Source organism: Pseudomonas sp. SC3(2021) (assembly GCF_019856535.1).
GTDB classification, from domain to species: domain Bacteria; phylum Pseudomonadota; class Gammaproteobacteria; order Pseudomonadales; family Pseudomonadaceae; genus Aquipseudomonas; species Aquipseudomonas monsensis.
In genome coordinates this window covers 4,112,259-4,129,203 of the sequence record NZ_CP082236.1, presented here as the reverse complement: position 1 = coordinate 4,129,203, position 16,945 = coordinate 4,112,259, and the positions used below count along the sequence as shown (strand labels likewise).

The window sequence follows — 16,945 nt, the reverse complement described above, 5'->3', positions numbered from 1 at the left end:
TTATCGTTTTCTTGACCGGACCGTCGGCGACCTGCCATCTTCGCCTGCGCAGACCAACAAGAATAACGAGGGATCGATGAGTAGCCGTAAAAACCTGGAAATCGAGTACTTGCGAGGGGCTGCTGTCGCCATGACCCTCCTGAGCCATGTCAACATGTTGCTGCCGTTCCATGTTGATGTGCTGCTACGGATTTTCTCGATCTTCATGCCCTGGACCGGCGTCGATCTGTTCTTCTGTATTTCCGGCTTCGTGGTCAGCAAGGCCTATCTGGACTATTTCGACAAACACCGCGCACAAGACCAGTTCGGCCTGGCAGCGGCGTGTTTCTGGCTGCGCCGTGCCTACCGTCTATTGCCGACGGCCTGGCTCTGGATACTGATCCCGCTGATCTTTTCCATTGCGTTCAACCAGTCGAACATCTTCGGTTCGTGGTTCGACAATCTGCGCAGTTTCACCGCCGTTGCGACTTTCAGCGGTAACCTGGCGAATCAATACAACAGCCTGCTGGGCCCCAGCCCTCAATACTGGAGCCTGGCGCTCGAAGAGCAGTTCTACTTCGTATTCCCGTTTTTCCTGCTGTTCATCACGGCCCCGCGCTGGCGGGTCATCGCACTGTTCGCACTCATTGCCTTGCAGTTCGGTCTGGACCGCAATCCCTTCGGCAACCCCGCCAGCAGCATGCTCTCGTCCTTCCGCCTGGACGCCATGCTCTGGGGCATTCTCCTGTGCCTGTTTACCCGTACCCGTCTCTATCAACAGATAGAACCGGTCGGGCTGGGTCAGGGAATGCTCAAACCGTTGCTGTGCACGCTGTTTCTGCTCTACATGCTGGGCGCGATCGCCACTCAGCTGATCGCGATGCCGATTGCCGTCGGTTTGATCGCGATCGTCGCGGTGCTGATAGTCTGGCTGGCCAGCTACCAGAAAGGCTACATCTACTGCCCGGCCGTCCTGCGCGGCTTCATGCAGTGGCTCGGTTCGCGGTCCTATGGCCTCTATGTGATCCACGTGTTCGCCAATCACCTGAGTACCGAGATCTGGACGCGTGTCGCCGCCAGTCAGGATGTACCGCTGGATGGGCGCTTTACGCTGGAGTTGCTGCTGACATCGGTGGGGTTGCTATTGGTGCTGAGCGAACTCAATTATCGCTTCATCGAAACGCCACTGCGTCTGCGCGGCGCCGAGATCGCCCGCCGCAAGCTGAACCAGGAAGCCGCGCCAGAACCCGCCGAAGCCGACGTCGCGCGATTGCCGGCCAAATAGTCCGAGTGGCAGCGGTGCGCGGGGATGAACATCATGAATCGACATACCGATCGTGAGACTGAAAATCCCCCCGTGCGGGAGCTGCGGAAGGCTGCAATCTTTTGATTTTGATTTTTAAGATCAAGCTCAAAAGATCGCAGCCTTCGGCAGTTCAGAGGTTGGCTGTTGGTTAGCCGCCGCGGTTGCGGCACGCGCCTGCCACACTGTATCTGAGCGTATTGAGCTGCCCCTTGGAATCCTCGTAGGTCATGGCGGTCGGGACCACCGAGCAAGCGGGTTGCGGCTTCACCACGCTGACGATGTTCACCACGTCGAGCTTCATCCCGTATTCATATTCCTTGACCACTGGCGCCGCCTTGCCGCGCGCGGCCGCGTATTGCTGCATGGCTTTGGCATTGGCGTTGAACGCGCGCTCGAAGGTGCGATCACCACCGCCTTCGGCCAGCACATTCGCAGACATGACCATGATGCCGGCGACGGTCATCCATTTGATCAACTGCATGTTTACTCCTCCCTATAAAAGCCCGGCATCGACACGCGACAACGGGCTTGTTCCAGTGCGCGGTGCTTACAGTTTTTTGCTCTGGTCGTCTTTCTTCTCGTTGACGACCACCGGGTCGCGAGCCTGTTCCTTGGCGACGAACAGCTCTACGGCGCGGTCATTGGCGCTCATCATGCGGTCGAAAGTGCGGTCACCACCGCCTTCGGCCAAGGCCAGGGACGACAGCATCAGGGCGGCTGCGAAGGTGCTCAGTCGGGCGAATTTCATCGTTGATTCCTCGTTTAAGTAGCTGACGGGATCAAGGTAACAAGGCGCACCTTTCGTGACGGTGGCGGGGGAATTACAGATTCGTCATGTACGTATACAAAACCTGCAGGAGTGAGCCTGCTCGCGATGGCGGTGGGTCAGCCGATGTAAATCCGGCTGCTAGACCGATATCGCGAGCAGGTTCACCCCTACAAAAGATCACGGCCCAGTGGGGATCGGGTCCTCATCCCGGCGATGGGCGATCTGGTACAGCGCAGGCAAGATCAGCAACGTGAGGATCGTCGAAGACAGAATCCCGCCAATCACCACCGTCGCCAACGGCCGCTGTACCTCGGCGCCGGTGCCTGTCGCAAGTGCCATCGGAATAAAGCCCAGCGACGCCACCAGCGCCGTCATCAACACCGGCCGCAAGCGCGTCAGCGCGCCGACATTAATCGCCTCCGCCAGCGACCTTCCCTCTTCACGCAAATTGCGAATGAACGCGATCATCACCAACCCGTTGAGCACCGCCACCCCGGACAATGCGATAAACCCCACGCCAGCCGAAATCGACAACGGAATATCGCGCAACCACAGCGCCATGACGCCGCCGGTCAAGGCAAACGGAATCCCGGTAAACACCAGCAAGCCGTCCTTGAGATTGTTGAACATCATGAACAGCAACCCGAACACCAGCAGCAACGCCACCGGCACCACAATCTGCAAGCGCCTGGCCGCCGATTGCAGTTGCTCGAATTGCCCGCCCCAACGGGTCCAGTAACCGGCCGGGACCTGCACATCGCGCTCGATCACCTCACTGGCCTCGCTGACAAACGAACCGATATCGCGCCCGCGCACGTTGGCGCTGACGATCACCAGACGCTTGCCGTTTTCGCGGCTGACCTGATTCGGCCCGAGCACCAGGTCGAGGCTGGCGACGTCCTTCAGCGCGATAAAACCGATCTGATTCGCCGCACCGCTCAGCGCCGGCACCGGAATCAGCAACGCCGCCAGGCCGTCGATGTCCTTGCGCATGGCATCGGACAAGCGCACCACCATGTCGAAACGCCGATCGCCCTCGTACAAGGTGCCGGCCTGACGCCCGCCCACTGCGACGGCGATGGTGTCCTGCACATCGCCAACGTTGAGGCCATAACGCGCCGCCTTGTCGCGGTCGATGTTAATGGTCAACACCGGCAACCCGGTGGTCTGCTCGACCTTCACTTCAGACGCGCCGCTGACCTTCTGCATCGCTGCCGCAATCCTCGCCGCCGTGGCGTTGAGTACATCCATGTCATCGCCGAACACCTTGACCGCGACATCGCTGCGCACGCCGGAGATCAGTTCGTTGAAGCGCAACTGGATCGGCTGCGACAGTTCATAGTTGCTGCCCGGCAACGTCGCGGCAGCGGCTTGCAGTTCAGCCATCAGGGTTTCACGGGGCTTTTTCGGGTCGGGCCATTGGTCTATGGGTTTGAGCATCACGTAACTGTCGGAGATGTTCGGTGGCATAGGGTCGGAAGCGATTTCGGCGGTGCCGGTGCGGGCAAAGACACGTTCGACTTCCGGCACTTTCGCCAGAATCAAGGTCTCCAGCCGCTGCTGCATGTCCACCGACTGCGTCAGGCTGGTGCCCGGCACGCGCAACGCTTGCAGGGCAAAATCGCCTTCGCTGAGGCTCGGCACAAACTCGCTGCCCATGCGACTGGTGAGCACGCCGCTGAGCACGATCACGGCCATCGCCGCGCCCACTGCGATTGCCCGATGACTCATCACCCACGCCAGCGCCGGCGCATACACCCGGCGCGCGCCACGCATCACCGCGCCCTCTTCTTCCTTGACCTTGCCGGTGACGAACAGCGCAATCGCCGCCGGCACGAAGGTCACGGAAAGCAGCATGGCACCGAGCAACGCGATGACCACGGTGAACGCCATCGGGTGGAACATTTTCCCTTCGACGCCGCTCAGGGCGAAGATCGGCAGGTACACCACCATGATGATCAACTGGCCGAAAATCAGCGGCCGCCGCGCCTCTTTCGCTGCGGCAAAAACTTCCCTGAAACGCTCGGCACGGCTCAGCAAACGGCCGTGATGCTGCTGTGCATGGGCCAAGCGGCGCAGGGTGTTTTCGACGATCACCACCGCACCGTCGACAATAATCCCGAAGTCCAGCGCGCCGAGGCTCATCAGGTTGGCACTGACCTTGTTGCTGAACATGCCGGTGAAGGTGAACAGCATCGACAGCGGAATCACCATCGCGGTAATCAGCGCCGCACGGATATTGCCGAGGAACAGGAACAGAATCGCAATGACCAGGACCGCGCCTTCAACGAGGTTCTTTTTCACCGTGGCAATGGCTTTGTCAACCAGGTGCGTGCGGTCGTAAACCGGCACGGCAATCACGCCTTGGGGCAGGGATTTATTGATCTGTTCGAGCTTGCTCGCGACCGCTTGCGACACGGTACGGCTGTTCTCGCCGATCAGCATGAACACAGTGCCCAGCACCACTTCCCGACCGTTTTCGGTGGCCGCGCCGCTGCGTAATTCACGGCCGATTTCGACGCTGGCGACGTTCTTCACCCGGATCGGCGTGCCGTCGACGTTGGCCATGACGATGTTGGCGATGTCCTCGGTGCTCGCCACTTGCCCCGGTGCGCGGATCAGCAACTGCTCGCCGCTGCGCTCGATATAACCGGCACCGACATTGGCGTTGTTGCGCTCCAGCGCGGTGACCAGATCGGTGAGGGTCAGCTTGTACGCGGCCAGGCGTTTCGGGTCCGGCGCGATCTGATATTCCTTGGCAAAACCACCAATGGTGTTGATCTCGGCGACACCCGGCACGTTGCGCAGTTGCGGCTTGATGATCCAGTCCTGAATCACCCGCAGATCGGTCGGCGTGTACGCGGTGCCGTCGTCCTTGAGCGCGCCGTCCTTCGCCTCAACCGTCCACAGAAAAATCTCGCCGAGCCCGGTAGAGATCGGCCCCATCACCGCCTCTGCGCCTTCAGGCAATTGCTCCCTGGCGATCTGCAAACGCTCGTTGACCAATTGGCGGGCGAAGAACAGGTCAGTGCCGTCCTTGAAGATCACCGTCACTTGCGACAGCCCCGAACGCGACAGCGAACGGGTCTGTTCGAGTGCCGGCAGACCGGCCATGGCGGTTTCAATCGGGAAGGTGATGCGCTGCTCGGTTTCCAGCGGCGAGAAGCCGGCGGCGCCGGTGTTGATCTGCACCTGGACGTTGGTGATGTCGGGCACGGCGTCGATCGGCAGCTTTTGATAACTGGCGATGCCGAGGCCGGCCATAAGCAGAACGGCGAGCAGCACAATGATGCGCTGCTCGATGGCAAACTGGATCAGGCGTTCGAACATGAGGACCTTCCAGAATTAATGGCTGTGCTCGGCTGAGGCTTTGCCCAGCTCCGACTTGAGGACGAAGCTGCCGGCGCTGGCGACTTGCGCGCCCGGTTCCAGCCCCTGAGTGATTTCGACGTGGCCGGCTGCACGGCCGCCCAGCTCCACCGCTTGCGCCTTGAAGCCATCATCGGTTCGGACGAACACCGTGGGTTTGTCCTCGACGGTCTGGATCGCGGTCTCCGGCACAGCGACTTTCACTTCGCGGCTGTCGGTGGCCACCCGTGCGCTGACGAACAGCCCCGGGCGCCATGACCCCTGCGGGTTTTCCAGCGTCACGCGAACGGTCGCGGTGCGGGTCTGTTCACCGAGCAGACTGCCGACGTAGGCCACGTTGCCAGTCACTTCGACTTTCAGTTCAGGCGCGCTGACGGTGACCGGTTTGCCCACCTGCACCTTGGTCAAGTCCTTGGGTGAAACACCGAACGTGACCCACACGCGGGACAAGTCGGACAGGGTGAAAGCAGCCGTGCTTTCATCGACCACCTCGCCGGGTGTCAGGTGTTTTTCCACCACCACGCCGTCGAACGGTGCGCGCAGTTCGTAGCGATTGCCGCCGCTGGCGACCACGCTGCCGCTGAGCACACTGATTTTCTGTCGGGCGTTGTTCATGGTGATTTCCGCTTCTTGCAGTGCCTGGCGAGCCTGTAAGAAATCCTGTTCGGCGGAGATCTTGTCGTGCCAGAGTTTTTTCTCGCGCTCGTAGGTTGTCCGCGCCAAGGCCAGACGGCGTTGCGCAGCCGCCTGTTCGCTGCGTTGATCGGAGATCTGCTGGCTGGCGATCACCGCCAGTAACTGACCTTTTTTCACCGGTTGCCCGAGGTTGACCGCCACCGACTCGACCACTCCCGGCACTCGCGGCACAACGTGGGCGGTGCGATCCTCGTCGAAACGCACTTCACCGGGGAACGACAGGCCGAGGCTGAAGCTCTGCGCCTGCGCCTCGGCCAGTTGAATGCCCGCCGAGGTGATCTGCTCGGCGCTCAATTCGATATGCCCCTCTTCGCCATGCTCGCCTTCGGCTGCCGCGTTTTCTTCGGCGTGATCCGCATGTTCTGCCGCCTCATCGGCGTGAGCCTCGAGCGGTGCATTGCCCGCCCACATCGAGCCGATGCCAATGCCCAGCGCCAGGGTCGCCACCGCGACCACCATCAGTTTTTTATCCATGCAAACTCCTCTGCGCCGTGCCTGCGCGCAGTGATGTGAAAAGTCAAATTCAAGGGCTGACACTGAGGTCGCCGAAGATCCGTTCGAGGCGCACGCGGGCGTCGGTCGCCTCGCTGACGGCCTGGATGTATTGGCTGCGCGCAGCGATCAACGTGCGTTGGGCGTCGAGCACATCGAGGAAGCCGAACTTGCCCATTTCGAAACCACGGGTGGCGCTGTCCACCGCACTTTGCGCAGCGGGCAGGATGGTCTGATTGAAGGCTTTGACTTCGCCGTTGGCGGTCTGCCATTGCTCGAGGCTGGTCTGGACTTCGGTGCGCAAACGCAGCTCGGTGGCGTTGCGCAGATCCCGCGCCTGATCGGTTCGGCGAGCAGCGGCGAGCACGTTGCCCTGATTGCGGTTGAACAGCGGGATCGGCATCGACAGCCCGACCACGTTGACCCGCTCGCGCTCGGTTTCGCTGTACTGACTGCCGATACTCACGGTGAGGTCGGGAATGCGCTGGGACTTTTCCAGGCCCAGCGACGCTTCGCGCTGATCAATCTGCAACGTGGCCAAACGCAATTCGGCGGTCTCGTTAAGACGTTCGAGCAATTTTGTCGGAGGTGGAACGGCCGGCATGCTTTGCGTGGGTGCCTGCACCTTGGTCAACGTCGGCAACGGCGCGCCCATGACCTGCGCCAGTTGTTGGTACGCGGTGGCCTGATCGCGTTCGGCTCGGCTCAGTTCAAGGCGCACTTCCGAGAGCTGCACTTGCGCTCGCGTGCCCTCGACCGGCGACGATTTACCCGCCTCAATGCGCCCTTGCGCCACCCGCACACCGTGCTCGGCCAATTGCAGGGATTGCCGGGACAGCTGCAAACGCTGCTGCGCGGTTTGCGCGCTGTTGAACGCCTGAATCACATCGGCGCGCAAGGCATTGCGCTTGCGCTCCAGTTCGATGCCGGCAGCGTCCTGCGCGCGGCTGGCGACGTCGATGCGGGCGCCGCGTTTGCCGCCCAGTTCGATCGGCTGGCTGAGCATCACCGTGGTGGTGCGCGAGTTGCGCCGGGTGTCTTCAGCCTCCCACGACACCTCGGGGTTGGGGATCAGGCCTGCCTGTTTGCGGTCGCCCTCGGCAATACCGATTTCCCATTGGGCAGCGGCCAGATCCGGGTTGCCGGCGAAGGCCGCTTGCAGGGCCTGCTCCAGAGTCAGGGTCGATGCAACCGCAAGGTTTGCAGTGGCCAGCAACAGAATGCCGCTGGCTATTTTTTTCAGGCGTGATCGCGCCATCAGTTCTGTTAAACCGGGCAATGGAAGACTTCCTTTAATCAAGAATCTTTGATGCCGCCACGGTAGAGTTTTGAACTTATCGACAAGGTGACTGGAAGATTACAAATCCGTTATCCACGGTTTGCCGAAGTTGTTTTGTTCTAGGATGCGAAGTGCAAACGGTTCTATCGAAATACATCGAAACAAAAACACAATAGTTATCTGCTGAACAGCACTTGCGGGAATCAAACTCATAAGGATTTTGTGGCTTGTGCTGCGACCGGCTGTCGCAGAGCACCGTTTTAAAGCGCTTGGCGGTTGACCCTGTAGCCACTACAACCTTTATTGTCCGGACTTCCCCTCACCCCAGCCCTCTCCCGGGGGAGAGGGAGCCGACCGAGGTGTATGACACTTTTCATCGACCTGTTAAATCAAGTCGACTATGGATTCCGTAAAGATGTTCCACGTCGGTGCAGTTCTGAAGCCCCTCACCCTAACCCTCTCCCTCTCCCTCTGGGAGAGGGTTAGGGTGAGGGGCTTCTTATCGTTATAGAACAACGTCCGGAAGACCTTACAAAAACAATAACTTTCCCGGCCACCTTAATTAAATATCCATTAAATAAAAGTGGTGATAGATCATGCGAATCCTTGTCGTCGAGGACGAGCTTAAAGCTGCCGAATACTTGCATCAGGGTTTGACCGAAAGTGGTTATATCGTTGACCACGCCGCCACCGGTGCCGATGGATTGCATCTGGCGCAACAGCAGACTTATGACCTGATCATTCTCGACGTGAACCTGCCGGAACTGGACGGCTGGGGCGTGCTGGAACAACTGCGCCGCACCCACTCAACGCGGGTGATGATGCTCACCGCGCGCGGGCGGCTGGCGGACAAGATCCGTGGTCTGGACCTGGGCGCCGATGACTATCTGGTCAAGCCGTTCGAGTTTCCCGAACTGCTGGCGCGGGTGCGCACCTTGATGCGCCGCAGCGAAAACATCCCGGTGCCGCAGGTACTGAAAGTCGCCGATCTGGAACTCGATCCGGGCCGCCATCGGGCGTTTCGTGGCGCGCAGCGCATCGACCTGACCACCAAGGAATTCGCCCTGCTGCACCTGCTGATGCGCCAGTCCGGCGAGGTGCTGACCCGCACGCAGATCATCTCGCTGGTGTGGGACATGAACTTCGATTGCGACACCAACGTGGTCGAAGTGTCGATCCGCCGCTTGCGGGCAAAAATCGACGACCCGTTCGAGCACAAGCTGATCCATACCCTGCGCGGTGTCGGTTACGTGCTGGAGGCGCGGGAATGAAGCCGGCCAGCCTGTCGATGCGCCTCGGTCTGACGGTGAGTACGCTCGGCGCGATGCTGGTGGTGTTTCTGGCGATCCTGGCGTATTTCGCCCTGACCCATGAGCTCAACGCGCTGTCGCGCGACAGCCTGCAAAAGAAGATGGCGCAGGTGGAGCACAGCCTGTCGCTGTACGTCGACGCCAAGGAAGTCAGTGGCAAGCCGCACATTCTGCTCGATCAGGTCATGGGCCATGACAACCTGACGCTGACCATTTATGACCGCTTGAACCTGCGTTCGCCGTTGCTCAAAGCCGGCTCCGGGCTGAGGGATCCGCGGGTCGAATTGCGGGCAGTGCGAGCGGCGACCGATCAGTTGACCTACAGCGACAGTACCGATGCCGAGGGGGCGAAATTCCTTACCGCTTCGAAGTTGATTCGGCTCAAGGATGGCAACCGCGTGCCGGTGCTGCTGTCGATGGACAACGCCCACGATCAAGCCTTGCTCAGCGCCTATCTGCGCTCGACGCTGATTGCCCTGCCGCTGTTGCTGGTGTTCATCGGCCTCACCGCGTGGGGTGCGGTGCAGCGCGGCCTGGCGCCGATGCGCGAGTTTCGCAAAGTGGCGGCGATGGTCTCGACCCAGGACCTGGACCATCGGCTGTCGGTGGTGAACATGCCACAGGAATTGAGCGAACTGGCCCAGGGCATCAACGTCATGCTGCATCGGCTGGATGCCGGGGTGCAGCAGTTGTCGCAGTTCTCCGATGACCTGGCCCATGAGCTGCGCACGCCGATCAACAACCTGATGGGCAAAGCCCAGGTGACCTTGTCCCGCGAACGCACAACCGAGGAATACAAGGACGTATTGGTGTCCTGCACCGAGGAGCTGGAGCGCGTGGCGCGGATTGTTTCGGACATGCTGTTTCTGGCGCAAGTCAGTCATCCGTCGGCGCTGGCGCCGTTTGAATCGGTGGCGCTGGAGGCTGAGGTCGCAAAAGTGGCCGAAATGTTTTCGTTGTCGGCGCAGGAAAAGAACATTCACGTGAACGTCGTCGGCAACGCGTCGGTGCAGGGTGACCGGTTGATGATTCAGCGGGCGGTTTCCAATTTGCTGTCGAATGCGCTGCGCCACTGCCCAGAGGGGAAAACCGTGACGCTGCTGATCGAGCAAGGCGCGACACAGGCTGCGCTGTTGGTGAGCAATCCGGGGGCGGGGATCGAGGCGCAGCATCTGCCGCATCTGTTCGATCGTTTCTACCGCGTCGACAGCGCCCGTTCGCGTTCGCAGGGCAGCACCGGGCTGGGGCTGGCGATTGTGCGCTCGATCATGAGCCTGCATCAGGGGGTGGCGGAGGTGAAAAGCCTGCCCGGCGCCATGACCGTGTTCCGCCTGGGCTTTCCTGTGGCGACACCAACGGCCCCATCGCTGGCAAGCCAGCTCCCACAGTGAATTGCGGTGTACACAGAGTTTTGTGCACACCACAGAAACCTGTGGGAGCCTGGCTTGCCAGCGATGGCGGTCGATCAAGCACAAATGAAAACGGCACCTTGCGGTGCCGTTTACCTTTCACCGTTCCACTATCACTTGCGCGCATCCGCCCACGATTTCAGCAGTTCGTTGTAGCTCACGGTCTCGCCCTTCGGCTTCTCGTTGGCCAGCTTCGGTTTCGGTGCACCCGGTTGATCAAACCAGTATTGCGCGTCGCGTTCCGGGTTCATTTTCGGTGCGCACACCGCTTGCGCCTTGGAGCGTTCGAGGCGGGTCATGATCGCGTCCTGATCCTTGGCCAGGCCATCCAGCGCCTGCTGCGGAGTCTTCTCGCCGCTGGCCGCTTCGGCGATGTGGCTCCACCACAATTGCGCCAGACGCGGATAGTCCGGCACGTTGGTCCCGGTCGGGGTCCATTGCACACGGGCCGGGCTGCGGTAGAACTCGACCAGGCCACCGAGCTTCGGCGCCAGATCGGTCATCGCCTGCGAGTTGATGTCCGACTCGCGAATCGGTGTCAGGCCGACGATGGTTTTCTTCAGCGAAACGGTTTTCGAGGTGACGAACTGCGCATACAGCCACGCCGCGAGTTTCTGTTTCTCAGGCGTGGATTTCATGAACGTCCACGACCCCACGTCCTGATACCCGAGCTTCATGCCCTCTTCCCAATACGGTCCGCGCGGCGACGGCGCCATGCGCCATTTCGGCGTGCCGTCGGCGTTGACCACCGGCAGACCCGGTTTGGTCATGTCGGCGGTGAACGCGGTGTACCAGAAAATCTGCTGGGCGATGTTGCCCTGCGATGGCACCGGACCAGATTCGGAGAAGGTCATGCCTGCCGCTTCCGGTGGCGCGTACTTCTTCAGCCAGTCGACATACTTGGTGGTGGCGAACACCGCCGCCGGACCGTTGGTGTCGCCGCCACGGGTCACGCTGGAACCGACCGGATGGCAGTCCTCGACGCGAATCCCCCACTCGTCCACCGGCAAGCCGTTGGGCAGGCCCTTGTCGCCGCCACCGGCCATGGAGAACCAGGCATCGGTGAAACGCCAGCCCAGCGACGGGTCTTTCTTGCCGTAGTCCATGTGCCCGTAGACGCGCTTGCCGTCGATTTCCTTGACGTCTTCGCTGAAGAATTTGGCGATGTCTTCATAGGCTGACCAGTTCACCGGCACGCCCAATTCGTAGCCGTACTTTTCCTTGAATTTGGCTTTCAGGTCGGCGCGTTCGAACCAGTCGGCGCGGAACCAGTAAAGGTTGGCGAACTGCTGGTCGGGCAGCTGATAAACCTTGCCGTCCGGCGCGGTGGTGAACGAGATGCCGATGAAGTCCTTGATGTCGAGGGTCGGCGAGGTGAAGTTCTTGCCTTCGTTGGCCATCAGGTCGGTGATCGACTCGGTCTTGCCGTAGCGAAAGTGCGTGCCGATCAGGTCCGAGTCGTTGACCCAGCCGTCGTAGATGTTTTTGTCCGACTGCATCACCGTCTGCATTTTTTCCACCACGTCGCCTTCTTGCAGCAGGTCGTGGGTCAGCTTGATCCCGGTGATTTCGGTGAAGGCCTTGGCCAGCACCTTGGACTCGTATTCGTGGGTGGTCAGGGTCTCGGAAACCACTTTGATTTCCATGCCGCGAAACGGCTCGGCGGCCTTGATGAACCACTTCAGTTCTTCGAGTTGCTGCTCCGCCGTCAGGGTCGACGGTTTGAATTCACTGCCGATCCATTTTTTCGCCGCGTCTTCGTAGACGTCCGCCCACGCGGCGGCGCTCAAACCGCTGAGTGCCAGCATGGCTGCCAATGAAATGCTATGTCGCAGCTTATTGTTTTTGTCGAACATAGAGACCTCCTGTTTAAGTTGTGGAGCCGCGTTGCCGAACGACTCGACTAGCCCCAACGCATCACAGCCAACAGCCACACCAGGGACAACGCGGACGCCACCCAGATGCTCCAGTCGGTGGCGCCGATCACCAGCAAATGCAGGTAGGCGCTGCCGAGAAGACCGATAAACAAACGATCGCCACGGGTGGTGGCAATCGGCAGAAAACCTCGCCGCAGGATGCTCGGCGAGCGCAACTCCCATGTCGTCATACCAACCAGAATCAGGCCGATGACGATGAAGAAAGCTGCGGTAGGTGTAGTCCAGCTCATCCATTCCATCATCAGCTCCTCAGACCCGACCGAGGGCAAAGCCCTTGGCCACGTGGTTGCGAACAAACCAGATCACCAGCATGCCCGGCAGGATGGTCAACACCCCCGCCGCCGCCAGCACGCCCCAGTCGATGCCCGAGGCCGAGACCGTGCGCGTCATCACGGCGGCAATCGGCTTGGCATTCACCGAGGTCAGCGTGCGCGCCAGCAACAGTTCGACCCAGGAAAACATGAAGCAGAAAAACGCCGTCACGCCGATGCCGGAGCCGATCAGCGGGATGAAAATCTTCACGAAGAACTTGGGGAAACTGTAGCCGTCGATGTAGGCGGTTTCGTCGATTTCCTTCGGTACGCCGGACATGAAGCCCTCAAGAATCCACACCGCCAGCGGCACGTTGAACAGGCAGTGCGCGAGTGCCACGGCGATGTGCGTGTCAAACAGCCCGATCGACGAATACAACTGGAAGAACGGCAGCAGAAACACCGCCGGCGGCGCCATGCGGTTGGTCAGCAGCCAGAAGAACAGGTGCTTGTCGCCGAGGAAGCGATAACGCGAAAACGCATACGCCGCCGGCAACGCCACGCTCAGTGAGATCACCGTGTTCAGGCTGACGTAGTACAGCGAGTTGATGTAGCCGCTGTACCAGCTCGGATCAGTGAAGATCACCTTGTAGTTCGCCAGCGTGAAGTCCTGTGGGAAAAGGGTTAACCCGCCGAGGATTTCGGTGTTGCTCTTGAACGACATGTTCAGCAGCCAGTAGATCGGCACCAGCAGGAACAGGATGTACACCAGCAGCGGAATCAGCTTTCTCTTGCTCATGGCCGGGCCCTCAGCGGTTGGCGTCGGAATGGGTCATGGCGGTGTAGAACAGCCACGAAACCAACAGGATGATCAGGAAGTACACCAGCGAAAACGCCGCTGCCGGACCGAGGTCGAATTGCCCTACCGCCATCTGCGTCAACGTCTGGCTCAAGAAGGTCGTGGCGTTACCCGGCCCGCCGCCGGTGAGCACGAACGGCTCGGTGTAGATCATGAAACTGTCCATGAAGCGCAGCATCACCGCGATCAGCAGCACGCTTTTCAGCTTCGGCAACTGAATGTGGCGGAACACTGCCCACGCCGACGCCCGGTCGATGCGCGCCGCCTGGTAATACACGTCGGGAATCGCCCGCAGACCCGAGAAGCACAACAGCGCCACCAATGAAGTCCAGTGCCAGACGTCCATCACCAGCACCGTGACCCAGGCGTCCATGGTGTTAGCCGCGTAGTTGTAGCTGATGCCCATCGCGTTAAGGCTGGAACCGAGCAGACCGATGTCGGCGCGGCCGAAAATCTGCCAGATGGTGCCGACCACGTTCCATGGGATCAGCAGCGGGATTGCCAGAATGATCAGCACCACCGACGACCAGCGGCCCTTGGTCGGCATGGTCAGGGCGACGGCGATGCCCAGCGGGATTTCAATCAGCAACACGCACGCGGAGTAGATGAACTGCCGCAGCAGCGAGTCGTGCAGACGTGGATCGAGCAGCACTTGCTTGTACCAATCGGCGCCAACGAAGTAGCGGCTGGATTGGTCGAAGATGTCCTGCACCGAATAGTTGACCACGGTCATCATCGGGATCACCGCACTGAACGCCACCAGCAGAAACACCGGCAATACCAGCCACCAGGCCTTGTTGTTCTGCACCTTGTTCATGGCTGCACCTCATCACCGGCTTCAAGCAGAAATTCATCGGCATAGACCATCAACCACTGCGCAGGAAAACTGATGTACGCCGTGCCCTGCGGCACCGGTTTGTCTTCGGTCAGGCGCACCTTGAGCGGCGCGCCATCGAGGTCGAGGGTCATGATCTTGTAGGTGCCGAGGTCTTCGACGTGTACGACCCGGGCCTGCATCGCGTCATCAAACGGCTCGTCCCACACATGAATGAACTCGGGGCGGATGCCGACCTTCAGATTTTTCCACTGACCGTGCTCGATATGCCGTTGCATGGCGTCGGACAACGGCAGGTGCGTCGAGGCGAAACCGACGCCGCCGGGTTGCGGCTGCACGTCGATCAGGTTCATCCCCGGACTGCCGATGAAGTAGCCGACAAAGGTGTGGCTCGGCCGCTCGAACAATTCCCTTGGCGTACCGAACTGGACGATCTGGCCGCCGTACATCACCGCAATCTTGTCGGCGAAGGTCGAGGCTTCCAGTTGATCGTGGGTGACGTAGACCATGGTGATGTTGAATTGCTCGTGGATCTGCTTGAGCTTGCGCCGCAGTTTCCACTTCAGGTGCGGGTCGATCACCGTCAGCGGTTCGTCGAAGAGGATTGCCGAGACGTCGTCACGCACCAGACCACGGCCCATGGAGACTTTCTGTTTTTCGTCGGCGGTGAGGTTACGGGCCTTTTTGCTCAGCAGGTTTTGCAGGTCGAGGACTTCGGCAATTTCCTGCACCTTGCTGTGCACTTTCGCCTCGGCCATGCCCTGATTGCGCAGCGGAAAGGCGAGGTTATCGAACACGGTCATGGTGTCGTAGACCACCGGAAACTGGAAAACCTGGGCGATGTTGCGCTTCTCCGGCGTCAGGTCATTCACCGCTTTGCCGTCGAACAACACATGGCCCTGCGAGGGGCTGAGCAGGCCGGAAATGATGTTGAGCAACGTCGACTTGCCGCAACCCGATGGCCCGAGCAAGGCGTAGGCGCCGCCCTGCTCCCAGACGTGATCCATCTCGCGGATGGCATAATCCTCCGCGCCGCTCGGGGTTTTGCTGTAGCTGTGGGCGAGGTGCTGCAAACGGATTTCGGCCATCAGGCAACCCTCGCGACACGCCGGCCCGGTGCTTGCACCAGACGGCCCTGCGCATCGAACACAAACAGTTTATGGGTCGGGATGTAGATGCGGATCGGCGCATCGACGTCGTATTCGTGAACCCCCGGCAGGTGCAGCACCAGCAGGAAATGCTCGTTGCGCACGTGCAGGAAGGTTTCCGAACCGCTGATCTCCGCCACTTCGACGGTGACCGCCAGTTCCAGATCGTCATCGTTGCTCGGCACCAGCGAAATGTGGCTGGGGCGCACGCCGAAGCGGAACTCGCCCTCACCCACCGGGCGCAGATCGACGTTCAACGGGAAGTGCACGAAATTGGCGAAGCTGACTTCGTTGCCGGCGATGCGTCCCGGCATCAGGTTGATCGGTGGTTCGGAGAACAATTCCGCCGCCAACACGGTTTGCGGCTGGTGGTACACCGAAGTCGACGGGCCACTCTGAATCACCCGGCCTTCGTGAAGAATGGTCGTGGTGCCGCCGAGTGCCAGCGCTTCGTTGGGTTCGGTGGTGGCGTAGATCGCGATGGTATGGCGCGCCTTGAACAGCTCGCGCATTTCCTGACGCAGTTCCTCGCGCAACTTGTAATCGAGGTTGACCAGCGGCTCGTCGAACAGGATCAGCTCGGCATCCTTGACCAGCGCGCGGGCCATCGCCGTGCGCTGCTGTTGGCCGCCGGAGAGTTCCAGCGGATAGCGCTGCAGAAACTTCTCGATGCGCAGCATCTTCGCGGTTTCCAGCACTTTGCTCTGAATGATTTCTTTCGAGACCCCGGCCTGACGCAGGGGCGAGGCGATGTTCTCGAACACGGTCATGGTCGGGTAATTGATGAACTGCTGATAGACCATCGACACGTTGCGCAACCGCACCGGGCGCTGGGTGACATCGACGCCGTTCATCAGGATGCGCCCGCTGTCGGGCTTGTCCAGCCCGGCCATTAACCGCATGAGGCTGGTTTTGCCGGACAGCGTGCGCCCAAGCAAAACGTTGAACGAACCGGGTTCGAATTTCAGGCAGGCATCGTCGATCCAGGTCTGGCCCTCGACGGTGCGGCTGACGTGCTCCAGGGTGAGTGACATGGCTCGGCCTTTTTATTATTGGAGTCAAGCGACCTGTGCATCAGAGCGACATTCGTGCCAGAAATGGCAAGTGGTTGATTTGTCGTGAAAAGTGGCGAAAACGTGGCGAACGGGCGTTCATTGCTGAACACATTTGAACAGTTGGGCGATTGACAATGAACAATAGTGAACAACACTCTATGAACTCATTTCGGTGAACACCGGAGATCCTGTGGGAGCGAGCTTGCTCGCGAATGCGGTGTGTCATTCAACCGATTCGGTGACTGATACGA

14 protein-coding genes are annotated in these 16,945 nt (G+C 60.3%); 3 read left to right on the top strand and 11 right to left on the bottom strand.

The window, feature by feature from the left end; translation table 11 throughout:
- Positions 1–76: 76 nt before the first annotated feature.
- Positions 77–1,264 (top strand): acyltransferase family protein, encoded by a 1,188-nt coding sequence (locus K5Y35_RS18455; protein ID WP_222832560.1) that lies wholly within the window; start codon positions 77–79, stop codon positions 1,262–1,264.
- A gap of 169 nt (positions 1,265–1,433) precedes the next feature.
- On the opposite strand, the gene K5Y35_RS18450 is transcribed toward K5Y35_RS18455, so the two are convergent.
- The 5 genes from K5Y35_RS18450 to K5Y35_RS18430 all read right to left on the bottom strand — a co-directional run bounded on the left by K5Y35_RS18450 (position 1,434) and on the right by K5Y35_RS18430 (position 7,890).
- Positions 1,434–1,766, bottom strand: a complete 333-nt coding sequence (locus tag K5Y35_RS18450) for a DUF2790 domain-containing protein (RefSeq protein ID WP_222832559.1) — start codon at positions 1,764–1,766, stop codon at positions 1,434–1,436.
- Positions 1,767–1,832: 66 nt separating this feature from the next.
- Positions 1,833–2,033 (bottom strand): co-regulatory protein PtrA N-terminal domain-containing protein, encoded by a 201-nt coding sequence (locus K5Y35_RS18445; protein ID WP_222832557.1) that lies wholly within the window; start codon positions 2,031–2,033, stop codon positions 1,833–1,835.
- A 198-nt stretch (positions 2,034–2,231) separates the two neighbouring features.
- A complete protein-coding gene (locus tag K5Y35_RS18440) occupies positions 2,232–5,384 on the bottom strand; it encodes a CusA/CzcA family heavy metal efflux RND transporter (protein ID WP_222832556.1) in 3,153 nt (1,050 codons plus the stop codon).
- 15 nt (positions 5,385–5,399) lie between these two features.
- Complete coding sequence (locus K5Y35_RS18435; protein ID WP_222832554.1) at positions 5,400–6,593, bottom strand: efflux RND transporter periplasmic adaptor subunit; 1,194 nt, start codon at positions 6,591–6,593, stop codon at positions 5,400–5,402.
- Positions 6,594–6,642: 49 nt separating this feature from the next.
- Positions 6,643–7,890, bottom strand: coding sequence for a TolC family protein (locus tag K5Y35_RS18430; protein WP_222832553.1), 1,248 nt, complete (start codon positions 7,888–7,890; stop codon positions 6,643–6,645).
- A 596-nt stretch (positions 7,891–8,486) separates the two neighbouring features.
- On the opposite strand from K5Y35_RS18430, the gene K5Y35_RS18425 reads away from it, so the two are divergent.
- A complete protein-coding gene (locus tag K5Y35_RS18425; RefSeq protein WP_128614809.1) occupies positions 8,487–9,161 on the top strand; it encodes a heavy metal response regulator transcription factor in 675 nt (224 codons plus the stop codon).
- A complete protein-coding gene (locus K5Y35_RS18420; RefSeq protein ID WP_222832552.1) occupies positions 9,158–10,591 on the top strand; it encodes a heavy metal sensor histidine kinase in 1,434 nt (477 codons plus the stop codon). Before K5Y35_RS18425 ends, K5Y35_RS18420 begins: the two co-directional genes overlap by 4 nt.
- Before the next feature lie 131 nt (positions 10,592–10,722).
- On the opposite strand, the gene K5Y35_RS18415 is transcribed toward K5Y35_RS18420, so the two are convergent.
- The 6 genes from K5Y35_RS18415 to K5Y35_RS18390 are packed head-to-tail and all read right to left on the bottom strand — an operon-like array spanning position 10,723 to position 16,673.
- Positions 10,723–12,465: an ABC transporter substrate-binding protein gene (locus K5Y35_RS18415; RefSeq protein ID WP_222832551.1), complete on the bottom strand. Its 1,743-nt coding sequence runs from the start codon at positions 12,463–12,465 to the stop codon at positions 10,723–10,725.
- Positions 12,466–12,512: 47 nt separating this feature from the next.
- Complete coding sequence (locus K5Y35_RS18410) at positions 12,513–12,785, bottom strand: DUF2160 domain-containing protein (protein ID WP_007912485.1); 273 nt, start codon at positions 12,783–12,785, stop codon at positions 12,513–12,515.
- 10 nt (positions 12,786–12,795) lie between these two features.
- Positions 12,796–13,596, bottom strand: coding sequence for a carbohydrate ABC transporter permease (locus K5Y35_RS18405; protein WP_123450806.1), 801 nt, complete (start codon positions 13,594–13,596; stop codon positions 12,796–12,798).
- 10 nt (positions 13,597–13,606) lie between these two features.
- The gene (locus K5Y35_RS18400) at positions 13,607–14,473 is read right to left on the bottom strand and encodes a carbohydrate ABC transporter permease (RefSeq protein WP_007912484.1); all 867 of its coding nucleotides are present in this window, start codon (positions 14,471–14,473) and stop codon (positions 13,607–13,609) included.
- A complete protein-coding gene (locus K5Y35_RS18395; RefSeq protein ID WP_123462435.1) occupies positions 14,470–15,579 on the bottom strand; it encodes an ABC transporter ATP-binding protein in 1,110 nt (369 codons plus the stop codon). Before K5Y35_RS18395 ends, K5Y35_RS18400 begins: the two co-directional genes overlap by 4 nt.
- Positions 15,579–16,673, bottom strand: coding sequence for an ABC transporter ATP-binding protein (locus K5Y35_RS18390; protein WP_123462433.1), 1,095 nt, complete (start codon positions 16,671–16,673; stop codon positions 15,579–15,581). Before K5Y35_RS18390 ends, K5Y35_RS18395 begins: the two co-directional genes overlap by 1 nt.
- Between the last annotated feature and the right edge of the window lie 272 nt (positions 16,674–16,945).